The sequence below is a fragment of the Methylobacterium amylolyticum genome (assembly GCF_030700245.1).
In the GTDB taxonomy this organism is placed as follows: Bacteria; Pseudomonadota; Alphaproteobacteria; order Rhizobiales; family Beijerinckiaceae; genus Methylobacterium.
Map to the genome: position 1 here is coordinate 1 of NZ_JAUYZI010000085.1, position 15,100 is coordinate 15,100.

The following is a 15,100-nucleotide window of genomic DNA, read 5'->3' on the forward strand; positions in this document are numbered from 1 at the left end:
CAGGGCGATTGCATATGGGTTGTTTGGGGTTCGATCTGGGCTGAAGGCGATGCGTTGACGCCTCCTGAGACGCAGGAGGCGATCGATGCTGGCCGTGCAAGGATTGTTCGCGGCGGTGCCGGACCCGCGGGCGGCCAACGCCCGCCATCGGCTCGACGAGGTTCTGCTGGTCGCCCTGGCCGCCACGCTGTGCGGCGCCCAGACCTGCGTCGACATCGCCACCTTCGCCCGGGCCAAGCTGCCGCTGCTGCGCCGCTTCGTCCGCCTCGCCCACGGCGCGCCCAGCCACGACACCTTCAGCCGCCTGTTCCAGGCGCTCGACCCGCTCGCCTTCGAGGCCGCGTTCCGCGCCTTCATGGCCGCCTTCGCCAAAGCCCTGGACCAAGCGGCGCAGGACCAAGCGGCGCAGGACGAGCCCGACGGCACCGGCCGCCCGCGCATCGTCGCCCTCGACGGCAAGTCCCTGCGCGGCGCCATCCAGAGCGCCGGGCGCTCGACCCCGCTGCACCTCGTCACCGCCTGGGCCGCCGAGCAGCGCCTCGTCCTGGCCCAGCGCCACGCCCGCAACCGCAGCGAGGTCACCGCCGCGCGCGAGGTCATCGCCCTGCTCGACCTGCGCGATGCCGTCGTCACGCCCGACGCCCTGCACGGCAACCGCGCCACGGCCGCCGCCATCCTGGAACGGGGCGGAGCCTACGCCCTGATCCTCAAGGGCAACCGCGGCCCGCTGCACGCGGCCGCCCAGGCGCTGCTGGGCGAGGCCGATGCCGAGACGGCCGTCCGCACCAGCCACACCGCCCACGGCCGCTACGAGGAGCGCCGCGCCTGGGTCCGGGCCGTGCCGGGCTGGGCCGAACGCTACGGCTTCGCCGGCCTGTGCGCCATCGCCCGGGTCGACGGCCTGCGCCGCAGCACGCACGTGGACGCCCCTGCCGAGGCCGAGCCGCCCCAGACCCGCTACGTCGCCCTCTCGCAGCGGCTCGACCCCGCCGAGGTCCTGCGCGTGGTGCGCGCCCACTGGTCGATCGAGAACCACCAGCACTGGCTGCTCGACGTCGCCTTCCGCGAGGACGCCATCCTCACCCGCAACGCCGTCACCGCCCAGAACCTCGCCCTGCTGCGCCGCCTCGCCCTCGGCCTGATCCGCCAGGACGCCACGAAGGGCTCCCTGCACACCAAACGACAGTTGGCCGGATGGAACGACGACTACCTCGCCGACCTCATCAGCCAAATGCGATAGCCCTGCCCGACGGCGCCGACCTGCCCTCCTTTAGCAAGCCTGCACCTGCTCCAGGCCGTGCGAGCCGAGCCCGGTTCAGCGCCTGCAGGATGGGACCGAGGCTGAACTGCCCTCCCCTTTTGCGCTCGACCAGCGCGCGAAGGTAGCCGCCCGGGCTTCTGATGTGATCGACCCGTTGCAGGATCGCTGCCACCGTTACAGCGGCCGCGTCCTCGCCCATCACGTCCCGCGCCTCACGCCAAGCGTCCGGGCTGATGCCGAGCGCTGACCGCGCCAAGTCGGCCGTGGCGGCGAGATCTCGCCAGGTACGGATTCCGTCCCGCGCGAACGCATTGATGTCCGGACACGCGTCGATCACGAAACCGAGCGGGTAGGTGTTGCGGGTCGTACACCGCTCCGCTTGCTCTCCCCTCCCCTCCCCTGGCGCTGGGGCTTCCTTCTTCGCCATCTCGGCGGCCTGTTCAGGATCAGGAGTATCGGGATTTGAACTCTGAATGTGCCGATCGGTCTGATCGGCATTGCCGTGCATTTCAGAGCTTTCTTGATGCGCGATCAGGAGGTTACTCATCTCGATAGCAAGGGCGGTGAGAGCCTCACCGGCGGCGTCCAAGTCGGGGCGAATCGGCTGCCGGGGCAGGGCACTAAGGATGGCCTTGTAGCGGGCTCGCAGGGACTCCGCAGCGCCCGGGCCCCCCTCTGCCTCCTCCAACGCCAGGATCAGCTTTGCGCAGTCTCTGCGCAGGATCGAGGTGCGCTCACGAGAGACACGCAGGGCCTGTGCCTCAGCACGTACCGCCTCGGCTAGGCAGGCGAGTTCGGCTGCTCGAGCAATCAGTGGGGAAAGATCGAAGCCGAACGCTTGCGCGACGACCCCGCCCTGGCTTCGGCGGACGTAGCGCTTCCCGTTCGGGCTATCCCGACGGATAATAAGGCCAGCTTCCGTCAACGCTGCAAGCGAGCGACGCAACGTCGCCTCGGCGATCCCGTGGGCCCTGAGCGTCAGGGCGGCATTGGACGGGAAGACGACGAGATCGGCCCCCTCCCCCACCGTCAGAACCGTTTCCGGGTGGAAGGTCAGCAGAGCATCGAGAACTGCGATCGCCCTATCGTTGAGGCCGAGGCGGGATCGGACAACCGCCACATCGCGGAAGACGGTCCACTTATGGACAGTGGTGTCCGCGGAACAGCCGTCAGCGATCGCCTGCGCTTGGATTTGCGCAGCCGTCAGCGTCCGGCGCCCGAAGGGCGTCGTGATATGATGCTTCATCCTCTGTGCCGAGCACGGGACAAAAATTGAGCGTCCGCCGAAACCGTCAGTTTGGCGCGAAAACGGCTTGAGATGTCCCGGGAGATGTGGTTCTCTACGTTTGCTTAGGACGAGAGAGGGTCTGCCGGGCTTCGGTTCGGTGGGCCCTTTCTTTTTGCCGTGTCCTCGTCTCCTTGTCTCGCGGGGTGAATCGGTCGGGTTAGGCCTTGGTCGCCCGATAGGCGGCAAGGATCTCGGGAATGCGTTCGGCGAGGTAGTCGCCGAAGCCGGGCTCGGCAGCCTCCTCGACTGTTACGCGGAGGCCGGTCGCGCTGCGCTCGACGCGCGCGTACTTCAGGCCCTTGGAGTCCTTTAGCGTCTCGCCCTTTGGCTTCTTCTTCGGCTTCGGCGCGACGGAGAGCGCGGCCAGCACCGCGGCGAATCGTTCGTCCGATGCCTTGCCGGACAAGTCCGGGGAGGCGAGGGCGGTGTCGATCTGCTCCGGTGATGCGGCCTGGATCCGATCGGCAAGCGTGAGCCACCGTGGACGGCCGATCTTCGGCGCCGGGCCGATCGCGGCCAGCACAGGTGCGGGGATCGCCTCCGCCACCGCGAAGTAATTTACGAGGTCAGGTCGATGAACGCCCATGGCCTTCAGGATCACATCACGGGCGACGCCCGCTTGCTCCATGTTCCGGGCGAAGTGCGCCCGCTCGATGTAGCTCAGATCCTCGCGGGCGAGGTTCTCGGAGCCCTGCGCGACGACGAGTTCGGCGTCGCTCAGGTCCCGCACCACCGCGCGGACGGGCTTGCCGATCTCGCGGGCCGCGCGCGTGCGGCGCCGGCCGTAGGCGATCTCGTACCGTCCTGACGCCGCTGGATGCTTGCGCACGAGGATCGGGGTGTGCTGACCCTCCTCTCGGATTTGCTCCACGAAGGCGGCGAAGGCCGTGTCAGTGGCGTCTGGCACCCGATCGGCGATGGCGGACGGGTCACAGAGGCTAGGATCGAGTTCGACCACGCCGCCGTCCGCCAGAGCTGGGGCCGCCTGCGCGAGCCAGAGCGAGGCCATGGAGCGCGCAGCCCCGGATCGCTTCTCCGGCGCTGGCGGGGGAGGGGCTGTAGCACCTGCTACAGGGGGCGAAGTCGTTGATTTCTCAGCATCCGCCGGGTGTGAGGCATCCGCTTGGATCGGCGAGCCCATGATTGCGGAGAGACGCTTCCTCTGGCTCATGCGCGGCCCCATGCCCGGCTGATTAGGGTCTCGATCTCGCCGTTCACCGCGTCGAGCGCATCGAGGGCGCGCCGGTAGGTCGAGCCAGTAACTTCGTCCCGCCGTAGCGGGGTTTCGTACACCGTCTGCCCGCGTAGGCCGGAGTTTGCCACCGCGGCCGAGTCGAGCATGGCTTTTGTCAGCACGCGCTCGCCAAACAGACCGCGCAGCATCGCGACTACCTCCGTCTGCGGGGTGTCGTTCGGCTCAAACCGCGTGACGAGGTAGCGGAACCAATCGTGGGCCGGTGCGCCGCCTTGGGCGCGGACCGGCTCCATCAGTTCATCCATCATCGTCAGGAACTGCCGCATGCTCGAGACGTCGAGCATCTGCGGATGAATGGTGATGAGGAGAGCTGTTGCGGCGGCAAGCGCCGAGATCGTGAGGTAGCCGAGCCGAGGGGGACAGTCGATCACCACAGCATCGTAGGCGTCGGCCACCTCGCTCAACGCCAGACCAATCCGGGCGAAGAAAGGCGGCTCGGTGTCGCTGGGCTGCCGCCGAGCCGAGTGCATCGGCGCCTCAAACTCGAACACCTCAAGCTCGAGGTCTGCCGGCACGAGATCCAGACCGGTGAAATAAGTCCGCCGGATCACCTCCTGCATGTCCCGCCGCTCGGCGCCATAGCGGATCGCGTCGTAGATAGTAGGGTAGGGGGCAGCTTCGTTCTCTGGGCGGACGCCTAGCAGCGTCGATAGGCTCGCCTGCGGGTCAAGATCAATCGCTAGGACCCGGTAGCCGCGGAGCACGAGGGACTGCGCGAGGTGGGCCGCTGTCGTGGTCTTGCCGGACCCGCCCTTGAAGTTCACGCAGGCGATGACTTGGAGGTGCTCGCCCGCGTCCGCGTTTCGGTGCGGCAGATAGCGGCGACCCACCCGATCAATCTCATGCAGGTGCGCGCGGAAGGCGTGGACGTCGGCGAGCGTGTAGAGGCGGCGCCCGCCAGACGCGACCTCAGGCTCGGAGGCTAACAGATCGGGCGAAAGCTGCCGGATCCGACTATCGGTCACTCCGAGAATGCGGGCGACCTCCCCCGAGGTGAAGCGGCGGAGCGTCTTCGTCTCAGAGGGCGAGAACACGACAGCCGCGATCTCGCGCAGTTTCCGCTCCAAGAGGCGCGCATCCTCTCCGGCGGTGGTATTCGGCGCGGGCGCGAGGGGCCCGAGAGGAACGTGCTGGTTCATGCTCCCGACTCGTTTGCGGTTTGGTGACGAATATCACCTTAGCACCGCAAGCGAGCATAGGGGACCGATTCGGTTTCGGGAGTCGAGTCCTTCGCAAGCCCGGCACAAGCTTGGGCGCCGATTCACTTGGGGAGGAACCTGTGAGCCTCATCGGCGTTCCAGGCACCTCTACGCCGCGTTCCGCCCGGTAGATCAGCGCGTCGGCAAAGCAGATCGGCCCACGCTCTAGCCCCGCGATCAACCCCGCGGATCGCAGGCGCGGAGAGTTAAATGTCGATAATGCCGCGAGTCCGAGCGCCTCAGTCGAGCTGGTCGAATCGTTGCCGCCGTCCAGGTCTCGGCAAGATGGTGGAGTATCGGCCCGGCGCCCGAGATGCGAGGCGCACAGAGCGCGACGAGGTCTGGCCCCGGCTCGGATAAGGCTGGGATTTGCGCCGGGCCCAGCGCTAGGAGCCCGTCGTCAATTGCGCAGAATAGGCTGCCGCACTGTACGAGCCAACCTGAACTCCGCAGGCGGGACTTGGAGGTCTGGAGGATTCTGCGCGTGCGCTTCAGCTCGACTGCGACCGGCCCCAGCGCTTCTGTCATGCCGAATACGTGGGAGGCGGCTAGCGCGGCGAATGGGCAACGCTCGCCACCGATGGCAGAGCAAGGGAGGGCGGCGGCGTTGGCTTCGGGTACGCACCCGACTGTACGCTATGGCGCTGGACGCGTCGGTCGTGCCGCAGCGCCGACTGTCGCGCACGATGCGGCTAGCGCAGAATGCCCACGAGCGACCGTTTTGACAGCGGCGGGGCACTCTGAGGGCCAAGTGACTGGCAGGCCTCGGTAAGCACCCGGCGACGTCTATCTGGGTCTCGGCTTGACCGGTCAGATCGGCGAGGCGGTAGCGCACTTCCGCGTGCCCTGCCCCCTGGCACTCACGTGCCGGTGCACCCCGCCTCCACGAGCGCGGCCGCGTCGGAACGGCGGACGGGGAGGGCGATTCCACTCGGCGCCGCTTGAGGCCCACTGGCGCCGGCCCGTCAGCGCCATGCAGCGCGGCGTGCGCCGACCGGATGGCCACGACATCGGCCCGACCCTCGTCTCGGCGCCGTCATGGTCCGAAGTCGCCGACGTGTCTCATGTCGTGATAGCGGCAAAGCGTGTGTGCTGCAGAATGTCCTCGTGCGGTGCCCAGACCCAACCCTCGCCGACCGCGATCCGTGACGGAGATGCCGGCACGCCCTTCGCTTGATCCAGGTTGGCAGCCCCCTTCATCCAGCGTTCTACAGTCTTCCGGTCCTGCCGGGCGGTAAGCCGGAGAGCAAGGAGAGTCGCAACTTGGGACAGTACGTTCTTATGAATCGCAGCCGGGTGCTGCTTGATTAACAGCGGTTGGACGCCGCGCACGTAGGCAAGCGATCAGAGTTCGTGGAAGCGCTCGGTCTCGGCCCGTCCGGTGCGCTGGCGAAGGCGGCTGGCACCTAGGAGTCGGCCGAGCCAGTCAAACCCGGGGGCCGCCTGCGAAAGGCGTCCGAGACGCAGGCCGCCTGGGCGAGGGGAGGGGGCCGGCCACGCGCGACCGGGCCAGCTCGGACGGGAGGCAGATGAGCGAGATTACGAGACAGACGCTGATCGGCTGGGCTTGAAGCCTAGCTGACCCTTCGCAAAGGCGATCTACGTCGCGAACACGATGGCCGCGGAAGGCGCGGCAGCCGACGACATCATCGCCGCGGTTCACCATCTCGTACCGATCGCGGTACTTATGTGGGAGAAGTCGTTACCTACGGGATCTTCTTGGATCCCGAGACGCAGTACAAGGTCGTAAATCAAGACGCCGTGCTTCGTCACAGAAACGATCTGTTGCGTCTGCCGACCATCCGGGCGGACACCGTGACGCCGGACGTCTACCTCTCTTGCTTAGCACCCGACGATGACGGTCGCACGCTGAACCCGCTCAACATGGAGGAGCCGTTTCTGATCGCCCAGCATTCGGACCGAGCTGAAACGCTCGGCTTCGCGCTGCACGGGATCGGGAGCAACCTCAATTGCCCCAGTGGCAGCCTGAAGCGAGTACGTGGAGGATGCCGAAGAGGATATGATAATCGTCCTTGCGCTCCGGCCCGGGCTGGTTCCTCGGCATGAACGATTCGATCACCGTCCACTGTTCGTCCGAGAGCTGAGACAAGTCTGCCACCGCCGCCTCCGTGATACTTACAGCGACCTCGCGTCGCAAAACCTGAGCCGCAGCAACATCTTGGTCCGGTTTCAACGTTAAAGTTCAACAGCGGCACTTGTGGGCTTACCAAGAGGGAAAAGGGGGAGGGCGCTCCGAAGCGCGCGGCTTGCCAGGACAGGAGTGTCAGGCTGCGCCGCTTTTTGCGCAGGACCGTGCGCGCCTCGCCGTCCTCTGGTAGAAGGTCAGGCGGCCCAACTTGCAAGATGCGATCGCACCACGCAAAGCGGCTTAGCCCGGATCAAGCGCAATCTGTTGAACGTGGTCTCGGCAGGACTGATACGGGGAGGGTGTCTGAACAGCAACCCTCGAACATCATCTTACTCTAACCAGAATCCTCACCGCGACACAACAAGTCACCACTCTGCTCGGGAAAAGGGTGTGTGCTGGTTCTTGTCGGTCAGATGAGACATTTCGATCCGGCGCCCACATCCGGCGTTCGCATAACATATCTTATGGAACCTGAGCCCTTGACAGTGCATGTCGAAGGCGCCTGTTAACCATACACTTCGTCACTTCACGAGGCAGGGGGGTCGACAGGAAATAGCTTTAGTCAGTGCATCCCAGGACTAATCCCGCTCCTCGACGTACTGGAACTCCATCCTGCTGACGTGTGCCTTGGCTTCTACGCATTGCGCCAGGAACTAGGCATGGTCGCCGGTCCCGTCCAGCTAAATTTGTCAACGTCACTCCCATAAAGCCCCGTGTGCCGGCGAGCGATGAGCATGACGAAGCTTGCCTGATCGAACGTCGAGCTTGGACGGCAATGCTCGGCGCGGCGCACCCACAGCCGGTTCGGGCGGCTGGCGTACAGGTGGTTGCCGTCCTCTGTGAACAGGAAGACGCCCCGCTCGGGGAGGCGCGTTCCCTTCCGGTAGGGAGAGCACGCCATCAACCGCTCGAACGCCGGGTGCAGGGCATCCATCGCGGCCTGCACGTTCGGATGCATCCCACCACACCCGGCGCTATTCCTCGACGCCCGCAGGATACTGGTAGGCCGGGTTCAGCCAGTTGGCGACGTCGAGGTCGGGCACGCCCTCGAACGCCCTGGTGGTGTCGGTGACGACGACGAGCCCGAGGCTGACGCACTGCGCGGCGATCAGGACATCGTTGGGGCCGATGCCCCTCCCCTCCCCTCCCCTTCGAGGTGCGCCCGGATCACGGCGTACCGCATGGCGGCGGGCAGATCGATCGGAAGCACCGGCAACGCCCCCAGTACCCGCGCGGCGGCCATCCGCAATTTATCGGAGCCCTTGCGCTCAACGCCGAACCGAATCTCGGCGGCGACGATGACGCTCGTACAGACACAGGTGTCACCGACACGACGTACCATGTCGAGGATGATACTCTGCTCGCCGTATTTGATGAGATCCGAGACGCTGTTGGTATCGAGCAGGTAGCGCGGGCTCATAGCTCGACGGGCTCTGCTGGAAGGTGCTCGATCGGATCCATCCAGTCCTCCGGCGCCAGGGGCTGCGCGCCCTTCAGCGCCGCCAGCAGGCGGCCATCGGGAAGTGGCTCGATCACGAGGCGGCCGTCGTCGAGCTTGCTGATCTTGACCCGCGTGCCCGGCAGTTCGAAATCCCGCGGGATGCGGACCGCCTGCATATGGTTGTTGGTGAACAACCTCGCCGTGCGCTCCATCATCGCCCCTCCCCTGGGATACACAACGACATATCCCAGAGGAGGGACAATGGCATGGTTTTCAGAGCCATCCCTTGCAAGGTGTGAAATCAGACCTGTACGGGCTGTTTGTAAGCCGGTTGGATTTGATACGACCGAACAAGGCGATGAGTTTCGCAGCCAATGCGTTCGCATTGCGAGGGCGGCACCACGTTTCGTGCGTGGGTCCGCGGGCGATGGCGAGGTCGATCCGGCTGCTGCGGATCTGGTAAGCGAGGCGGAACAGCGAGACCGAGAGCGGCTTCGGCCTCAGCACTTGAATCCTACGCAGCCGCTCTCCTGTCTTGCTCGACGAGCCTGAGCGGAGGTCGAGTCACGTCCGCTCGGCGTGCCGCCAGGGGCGAACGTGACGTATCGCGTATCCCCCCAGGGATGCACCGTATGGCCGCCCAGGAATGGAAGCCAGCCGGGCAGACCAAATCCGAGACTGGTCCACCCGTAGGTGATGCCGCCGGCCTTCTTCAAGAGCACCTTGCCGGCCTCTTTCAAAAACGCCCAACCCGCGTCGCCATCCGCAACATTGCATCCATCGAAGTACACGCGCGTCCAGGCCGGGAACATGACCTCACTCCCAGCCATGATGATCCCTATATTAACAGCTCCGACGCCTGTGTTGCCGAAAAATATTTTACCTGAATTCCCATGAGTTTGGATCAGCAATCGGTCGAAGGTGCTGTTGGCAGCAGCGAGCTGATTTAGGGTAATTACCCACCCCTGTGACGGCGGGGCTCAGGCGCCGACGGTTTTGAGGATGGTGGCGAAGGGGCTGCTGCCGGAGAGGCGCTGGGTGTCGACGACGGTGCGGATGTCGGCCTCGCCGGAGGCCGCCCACATGGCGCGGTAGCCGTTGGTCGTCTTCCGCTGGACGACGGCCGGACGCAGGAGCCGCTCGGAGCCGTTGTTTGTCGGCTCGACCGTGCCGGGATAGGCTAGGAAGACGAGGAGCTGATCGCGAGCCCGGCCGATCTTGGCCTGCAGATCGCGGGTGAGGTCGCAGCGGCTCGGCGTGGCGAGGATGGCGCCGAGCTGCCGATCCAGGCTCCGGCGCTTGGCCGCCAGCGTCGAGGCGGCCAGATCGGTGACGCGCTCGGCAAGGGCGAAGACGGATCGCAGCCAGAGCTGAAGACGCCAGGAGACGGGATCGTCGCTGACCTCGACGACGTAGGCGACGTCGCGGGCGAGATGGGCGAGGCAGGTCTGGTGCTCGGCCGCATGGCCCTGCTGGGCGGTGTAGCGGTCCGAGATCCAGACTGTCGGTCGGTGCCCGTCCATCATCGCCCGCACGACGATGGCGCCTCGCGTCGGGGAGGCCGTGTGCACGACCGCGTCGGCCGCGTGGAACACCCAGTGATAGGCGTTGCTGCCCTCGATCCGCACGCCGGTCTCATCCGAGGCGACGACGGTGGCCCGGCGCAGGGCCGACACGGCCGCCTCGCGACCAGGACGGAAGTAGCCCTGCGCGCGGCGAAGCAGGTTCATCAGCCCGCCCTGGCTGAGGGTGAGACCGAACAGGTCCGAGAGCGCCGCCTGCAGCCGCTCGTAGGACAGCGCCTGGAAGGTCTTGAGATACGTCGCCACCGCATGCAGCCGCGGTCCGAACGGCGTGCCCTGCGCCGCCTCCGGAACCGGCGCGACCACCCGAGCCCCGCAGGTCGGACAATGAACGGCAAGACGCCGATGTTGCGTCACCACGGGCGCCACGTCCGGCAGATCGATCCGCTCGGACACGCTGACGACCTCGGCAGGAAGATCCCCGTGCAGGGCGCCCCCGCAGCACGCGCACCGATCCGGACTATGCTCGACGACCGCATCGGGGGCTTCACTGATTACCCGGCTGTGGCCTTCATGCCCGAGCTTGGCCCCGCCCGGCTTGGCCTGATCACGCCGTTCCTTGCGGTCGGTCGCCGGCGGCTTCGAGGAGGTGCGCGAGGTCTTGTCCGGACGCTGCAGCCGCAGCACCAGCTCAATCAGCTCCTCGCGGCTCAGCCGCTCCAGATCGCTGCGACCCATCCCACGAAGGAATCAGCGAAATCCGTCCCGCGCAAGAGGCCAGGAGCGTTCGCCGATCATCGACCCCACCACCGTCGCTGCACCTGCAAACGCACCACGTGGGTAATTACGATTTAGGCGTTGTGTGAGATCGGCAATGTTCTCGACAGCCAGAGTAACGATGTCATCGTCCGGATCGAAGCGTCCATTTGCTTGCCGGCGATCAATTCCGTCACTCTTATCATAGATGTATAGTTTGCGCACGGCACGCCCTCCCGTGACCAAGTGCAATGTCCGCGTCGATAGAGAATCATGTCAGTATTCGATCTTATTGCGCCGTGGGACGACGTGCAATCGCGTTATCAATGCTGAAATGAAAATCTGCGTGTTGGCCAGGCGATCTCGGCTTGCGGTGAAGCGGAGTCGAAGAGGCTTTGCGACCAAAGCTCGACTCGCGCGTTGCCAGCATGGTCCGATTTTGCCGGAGCGCCCGATGCTCGCTCGATCCGCGTTGATTTTCATCATCCTCACGTCGAGCGCCCACGCCGCCGCCTTCGATGACCTGAAGGGCTATCTGGCGTCCTGCCTGCGGTTCGAGATGGACGGCGCCAATGCGCAGCGGGGGATGCCGCTCGCGTCCAAGGTCCGCTTCGCTCTCGACCGCTGCTCGGAGGAAGTCGCCCGACTCGAACGGGCGGATGGACGTCGCCTGCGCAGCGATGGCGGGATCAGCCCATCGACCAAGGCGGTGATTCAGGGCGTGCTGAGCCGCAGCGGCAGCGGCCTCGCCAACGTCCGGTACTGACAGACGGCCCCGCAAGGGCACCGCGGAAGCCTCCTATGCGATGCAGTCTTCTCCTCGATGCGGGGGTGGGAAAGCGGCTGCGTTGAGTCCGATCAGCCGATGCTGTCGAACCGACACACGATGCCAACGCCGATGCGACCGCCGTGCGGGAAACACGACTCGGGTCCGCCGTCGCGCGAGCCGTCGCCTGCTATCGACGAAGTCTCCAGGCTCTGATCAAGCGGCGCGGCACCGCCTCCAACCCAGTGCTGCGTCCGATCCGGCCGCGGCCGGACATTGTGGCAGATCAGCGGCGCACGGCTCCGACCAAGTTTCCGACACCGCCGAGAAAGCTTCCCATTTCGCCGAGCGACGGTCCGCTGCGCGGCTGCGGCTGCGGCTGGGGTGGAGGAGGCGGGGCCGCCTGCGCTCTGGCCTCCATCGGGGCAACGCGGGCTGGACGCGGCGCTGAAACGGTGCGAGCCTTCGGCTCAGGCGGGCGGGCCGCGGCGAGCTTCCGGTAGTCCCCCTCGCTCTGCTCCCAGAGGGCCACGCGCTGACCGCGGTTCAGGAAGCCCGACGCCGCAATCCCGCGGGTCTTCTGCCAGTTGCTCAGCGCCCTCCGGGTGCCCGGCCCGAATGTCCCGGAAGCCCCTCCCGGATCGAAGCCCAGGGCCTTCAAGCGCACTTGCGTCTCGATCCGCTCCGTCTGCGACAGCTTCAGATCGGCCTCCGCCGCGGGGGTTGCCGGCTCCTTCAGATCGGCGTCGGCCGCCCGTGACGTCGACCCACCGGCGCGAGCCAGCCGATTGCGAGCGATCTGCGCGAAGTAGCCGGTCGGGTGCGCGTCGAGATACGCCCGATAATCCTCGGGCTGCCCGGAGCGCTCAGCCGCTTCCCAGAGCTTCATCTCCAGCACTTGCGGGTTCTGCGCGGCGATCGGGGTTGCGGCCGGCAGGGGCGCGGTCGGATCGGCGGTGGCAACCCGCGTCGGCGCAACGACGGGATTGAGGTAGAACTCGCCAATGATCGAGGTGTTGACCCACGGACGCTGCTTTTCGTTGGTTGCCCGCCATACGTCCTCGCGCACGCGATCCATGACCGCGCTGATTGAGATGCCGGGCGTCTCGATATGCTTCAGAAGAGCGGCTGTGAACGGGCTGTTCTGACCAGATGCACCGTCGAGCGCGGTACGGCCGGGATCGGTGGCGAAGGCGATCATCGTGCCCGCCGCGGAATTCGTAGCGATCTCCGCCAGTCCGGTGCCGACGCTCGCTGATCGGGTCCGAATCGTTCGCGCCAACTCCTTGGCGAACGGATTGTCCCGGCAGGCATCGAGGATGACGACGTTCACCCGATCCTCGCGCTGCATCTGCCGCATCACAAGGTTGATGTTCATGGTGCGGAAATCGAGATCGGCCTCGCTGCGCAGAACAGCGTCGGTGGGGAGAAGGTAATTCTCTCCTGCCACCGACACGCCGTGCCCCGCGTAGTAGACGAGAGCGACCTTCGCGCCGTCGAGCTTCGCCGCGTAATCGCCGATCAAGGCCCGCATGGCGTCGAGGCGCAGGTCGTACCCCTCCACCACTTCGAAACCGATCCGCTTCAGGGACGCGGCCACAGCCTTGGAATCCGGCAGCGGGTTATCGAGAGTCGGCACGGTTTGATACGCAGCGTTGCCGATCACCAGAGCGACGCGGCGCTCGGGCGCGGCCTCCGTCTCAAGGGTCGACAACAGCCCGACGAAGGTCATCAGAACGAGCCGCAGGGCGCCTCCCCCTATGCCGAACGCCTTGATCAGAGCCCGCATCCCCGCCTCCTTCGATAAACGATCGAATCGATATCGCCCATTCACACGAATCCGCCTCCCTATCTTCCGCGGATCCAGCCGAATGCTCAATCGATCGCGCGCCCCCAATCTGAATCGGCGCAAAAATTCAGGACGATTGTGGCAGGAAGGCAATCGTCGGCGACAGGCGAGGATTGAAATTTCCGCAGGCGCACTGAAAAAGCGATCCGGCCAGGAAATGGTTACATCAATGGTGGCGCCAAATAGTTCAGTCGATGAAAGACCAAGATAATATACCAGAAAGCCTCCTTGCGGCCACACGAAGTCAACGTACCGATAACCGGACACTTAGTCGCCAGCTCATCCCGTAATCTGAGCGGGGGGCGGCTTGCGAGACATCCGTTCCCCGTACATCGAGCCGCGCCAGGCCGGCGAGCGGAGCCAGCATACCGGGTTCCGTCGCGACCACAGTGAGGATCACCTTTGCTTGGCTGGCGTACCGGCCCGCCTGCCCGCGTCACCGGCAAACTTGGAAGCGGATACGCCCCGAACTGCGTCCAGCACATCTAGCGGCGGTCGCTTACTTGTTGAGATCGGTGCGGCTCAGCCCATAGCACTGCATCTTCTCGTTCAGGGTCCGACGGGGGAGGTCGAGCCAGCGCATGGCCCCGACGATGTCACCCTAAGCCTCTTGCAGAACTTGGCGGATCGGGTCGCGCTCGAAGGCGTCGCCCCGTGCCGACAGGGATTGCGGTTCGCCCAATGCCGGCTCCCACTGCCATCAAGCTGGGCGAGGCCGTAGGCGTAGCGTATCCATCCGGTGAAGGACGCGGGAGCTACGGTTTCGGCGGGAGCAGATCACTTTCCGCCGTATGGGCGGCGATCCGCTCTTTCAGTTCGTCGATCCCATCGTTGGTAAACGCTGGGTACGCCTCGTCGCCGGAGCCGTGGACCCAGATCAGGCCGTCCTCGGGTTCCATGTCGACGATGATGTCGAACAGGGCGTCTTCATCCTGTCCGAGGTCGGCGGCGACCCTGGCCAGCGTGAACACGGTGCTCACCTTATTGCGCTGCATCGGCTCCCTTCCGTCGCGGCCCGATCGTCTCGTCAGGGTCGAGGGTGGCTGGCGAGAATGCTCAGGCAGCCTCGGCAAGCGGAGCGGTCGCTGACCGCCAATGCCACGGCAGAAGTTCGTGCAGTCGAGGGGCGGGGTAATCGGCGATACGGGTGAGAACGTCGGCGAGCCAAGCCTGCGGATCGATCGCGTTGAGCTTGGCCGTCACGATCAGCGTCGCCATCGCCGCCGCCCGCTCGGCGCCTCGCTCCGAACCGGCAAACAACCACGCCTTCCGTCCGAGGGCAAAACCCCTCAGCGCGCGCTCGGCGGCGTTGTTGGTCAGGCAGATCCGCCCGTCGTCGAGGAAGCGGGTGAAGGCCGGCCAGCGCCGCAGCAGGTAGTCGATCGGCTCGGCGACAGTGGAGGAGCGCGATAGCCGGGAGCGGTGGTCGCGCAACCACGCCTCGAACTCGGCCACGAGCGGCGCGCTCTCGGAACGGCGCACGCGCAGGCGCTCGCCGGCCGGGCGACCGTTGATCCCGCGCTCGATCGCGAACAACACGTCGATGCGCCGCACCGCCTCCAGCGCGATCGGCGAGATCACCGTCGCCGTCCTGCCCCGCCGCGCGTTCGCCG

At 65.9% G+C, this 15,100-nt stretch carries 14 protein-coding genes and 1 pseudogene; 3 read left to right on the plus strand and 12 right to left on the minus strand.

Translation table 11 applies throughout. From position 1 onward, the window contains the following. The first annotated feature begins 85 nt into the window (after positions 1-85). A complete protein-coding gene (locus Q8W71_RS30850) occupies positions 86-1,240 on the plus strand; it encodes an ISAs1 family transposase (protein ID WP_305525205.1) in 1,155 nt (384 codons plus the stop codon). Here the strand turns inward: Q8W71_RS30850 and repC are convergent. The 7 genes and pseudogenes from repC to Q8W71_RS30885 form a co-directional block, all read right to left on the minus strand. After that, complete coding sequence (gene repC, locus Q8W71_RS30855) at positions 1,224-2,507, minus strand: plasmid replication protein RepC (RefSeq protein ID WP_305529186.1); 1,284 nt, start codon at positions 2,505-2,507, stop codon at positions 1,224-1,226. The two genes, Q8W71_RS30850 and repC, sit on opposite strands and share 17 nt — an antisense overlap. A gap of 199 nt (positions 2,508-2,706) precedes the next feature. Next, the gene (gene repB, locus Q8W71_RS30860) at positions 2,707-3,558 is read right to left on the minus strand and encodes a plasmid partitioning protein RepB (protein WP_305529187.1); all 852 of its coding nucleotides are present in this window, start codon (positions 3,556-3,558) and stop codon (positions 2,707-2,709) included. A 158-nt stretch (positions 3,559-3,716) separates the two neighbouring features. Then, positions 3,717-4,943, minus strand: a complete 1,227-nt coding sequence (repA, locus tag Q8W71_RS30865; RefSeq protein ID WP_305529188.1) for a plasmid partitioning protein RepA — start codon at positions 4,941-4,943, stop codon at positions 3,717-3,719. A 2,035-nt stretch (positions 4,944-6,978) separates the two neighbouring features. Next, positions 6,979-7,122 (minus strand): annotated as a pseudogene (locus Q8W71_RS30870) (transposase); the annotation flags it as partial. Positions 7,123-7,786: 664 nt separating this feature from the next. Continuing rightward, positions 7,787-8,110 (minus strand): hypothetical protein, encoded by a 324-nt coding sequence (locus Q8W71_RS30875; protein WP_305529189.1) that lies wholly within the window; start codon positions 8,108-8,110, stop codon positions 7,787-7,789. A 150-nt stretch (positions 8,111-8,260) separates the two neighbouring features. Beyond that, positions 8,261-8,572 (minus strand): PIN domain-containing protein, encoded by a 312-nt coding sequence (locus Q8W71_RS30880; protein WP_305529190.1) that lies wholly within the window; start codon positions 8,570-8,572, stop codon positions 8,261-8,263. Next, positions 8,569-8,808 carry an antitoxin gene (locus Q8W71_RS30885; RefSeq protein ID WP_305529191.1) on the minus strand — a complete coding sequence of 80 codons (240 nt, stop codon included), beginning with the start codon at positions 8,806-8,808 and terminating at the stop codon, positions 8,569-8,571. The genes Q8W71_RS30880 and Q8W71_RS30885 overlap by 4 nt, the downstream gene beginning before the upstream one ends. A gap of 417 nt (positions 8,809-9,225) precedes the next feature. Here Q8W71_RS30885 and Q8W71_RS30890 point away from each other — a divergent pair, with 417 nt between their 5' ends. Further along, positions 9,226-9,480 (plus strand): hypothetical protein, encoded by a 255-nt coding sequence (locus tag Q8W71_RS30890; protein WP_305529192.1) that lies wholly within the window; start codon positions 9,226-9,228, stop codon positions 9,478-9,480. A 93-nt stretch (positions 9,481-9,573) separates the two neighbouring features. Here Q8W71_RS30890 and tnpC read toward each other — a convergent pair whose 3' ends face one another. Both tnpC and Q8W71_RS30900 read right to left on the minus strand, forming a co-directional pair. After that, positions 9,574-10,854: an IS66 family transposase gene (gene tnpC, locus Q8W71_RS30895; RefSeq protein ID WP_305529193.1), complete on the minus strand. Its 1,281-nt coding sequence runs from the start codon at positions 10,852-10,854 to the stop codon at positions 9,574-9,576. 12 nt (positions 10,855-10,866) lie between these two features. Further along, complete coding sequence (locus tag Q8W71_RS30900; protein WP_305529194.1) at positions 10,867-11,097, minus strand: hypothetical protein; 231 nt, start codon at positions 11,095-11,097, stop codon at positions 10,867-10,869. Between the two features lie 229 nt (positions 11,098-11,326). Here Q8W71_RS30900 and Q8W71_RS30905 point away from each other — a divergent pair, with 229 nt between their 5' ends. Then, positions 11,327-11,638, plus strand: a complete 312-nt coding sequence (locus tag Q8W71_RS30905) for a hypothetical protein (RefSeq protein ID WP_305529195.1) — start codon at positions 11,327-11,329, stop codon at positions 11,636-11,638. 286 nt (positions 11,639-11,924) lie between these two features. On the opposite strand, the gene Q8W71_RS30910 is transcribed toward Q8W71_RS30905, so the two are convergent. From Q8W71_RS30910 to Q8W71_RS30920, 3 genes are all read right to left on the minus strand, one after another. Next, positions 11,925-13,427 (minus strand): caspase family protein, encoded by a 1,503-nt coding sequence (locus Q8W71_RS30910; RefSeq protein WP_305529196.1) that lies wholly within the window; start codon positions 13,425-13,427, stop codon positions 11,925-11,927. Between the two features lie 815 nt (positions 13,428-14,242). Next, positions 14,243-14,482, minus strand: a complete 240-nt coding sequence (locus Q8W71_RS30915) for a hypothetical protein (protein ID WP_305528027.1) — start codon at positions 14,480-14,482, stop codon at positions 14,243-14,245. Positions 14,483-14,543: 61 nt separating this feature from the next. Further along, positions 14,544-15,100 (minus strand): IS66 family transposase (locus Q8W71_RS30920; RefSeq protein ID WP_305529197.1); only part of this gene is annotated, 557 nt, incomplete at its 5' end.

What these genes read in the sequence shown, in the direction of transcription:
- Q8W71_RS30850 (WP_305525205.1), top strand. Translation starts at nt 86, where the DNA reads ATGCTGGCCGTGCAAGGATTGTTCGCGGCGGTGCCGGACCCGCGGGCG.
- repC (WP_305529186.1), bottom strand. Translation starts at nt 2,507, where the DNA reads ATGAAGCATCATATCACGACGCCCTTCGGGCGCCGGACGCTGACGGCT.
- repB (WP_305529187.1), bottom strand. Translation starts at nt 3,558, where the DNA reads ATGGCCTCGCTCTGGCTCGCGCAGGCGGCCCCAGCTCTGGCGGACGGC.
- repA (WP_305529188.1), bottom strand. Translation starts at nt 4,943, where the DNA reads ATGAACCAGCACGTTCCTCTCGGGCCCCTCGCGCCCGCGCCGAATACC.
- Q8W71_RS30875 (WP_305529189.1), bottom strand. Translation starts at nt 8,110, where the DNA reads ATGCATCCGAACGTGCAGGCCGCGATGGATGCCCTGCACCCGGCGTTC.
- Q8W71_RS30880 (WP_305529190.1), bottom strand. Translation starts at nt 8,572, where the DNA reads ATGAGCCCGCGCTACCTGCTCGATACCAACAGCGTCTCGGATCTCATC.
- Q8W71_RS30885 (WP_305529191.1), bottom strand. Translation starts at nt 8,808, where the DNA reads ATGATGGAGCGCACGGCGAGGTTGTTCACCAACAACCATATGCAGGCG.
- Q8W71_RS30890 (WP_305529192.1), top strand. Translation starts at nt 9,226, where the DNA reads ATGGCCGCCCAGGAATGGAAGCCAGCCGGGCAGACCAAATCCGAGACT.
- tnpC (WP_305529193.1), bottom strand. Translation starts at nt 10,854, where the DNA reads ATGGGTCGCAGCGATCTGGAGCGGCTGAGCCGCGAGGAGCTGATTGAG.
- Q8W71_RS30905 (WP_305529195.1), top strand. Translation starts at nt 11,327, where the DNA reads ATGCTCGCTCGATCCGCGTTGATTTTCATCATCCTCACGTCGAGCGCC.
- Q8W71_RS30910 (WP_305529196.1), bottom strand. Translation starts at nt 13,427, where the DNA reads ATGCGGGCTCTGATCAAGGCGTTCGGCATAGGGGGAGGCGCCCTGCGG.
- Q8W71_RS30915 (WP_305528027.1), bottom strand. Translation starts at nt 14,482, where the DNA reads ATGCAGCGCAATAAGGTGAGCACCGTGTTCACGCTGGCCAGGGTCGCC.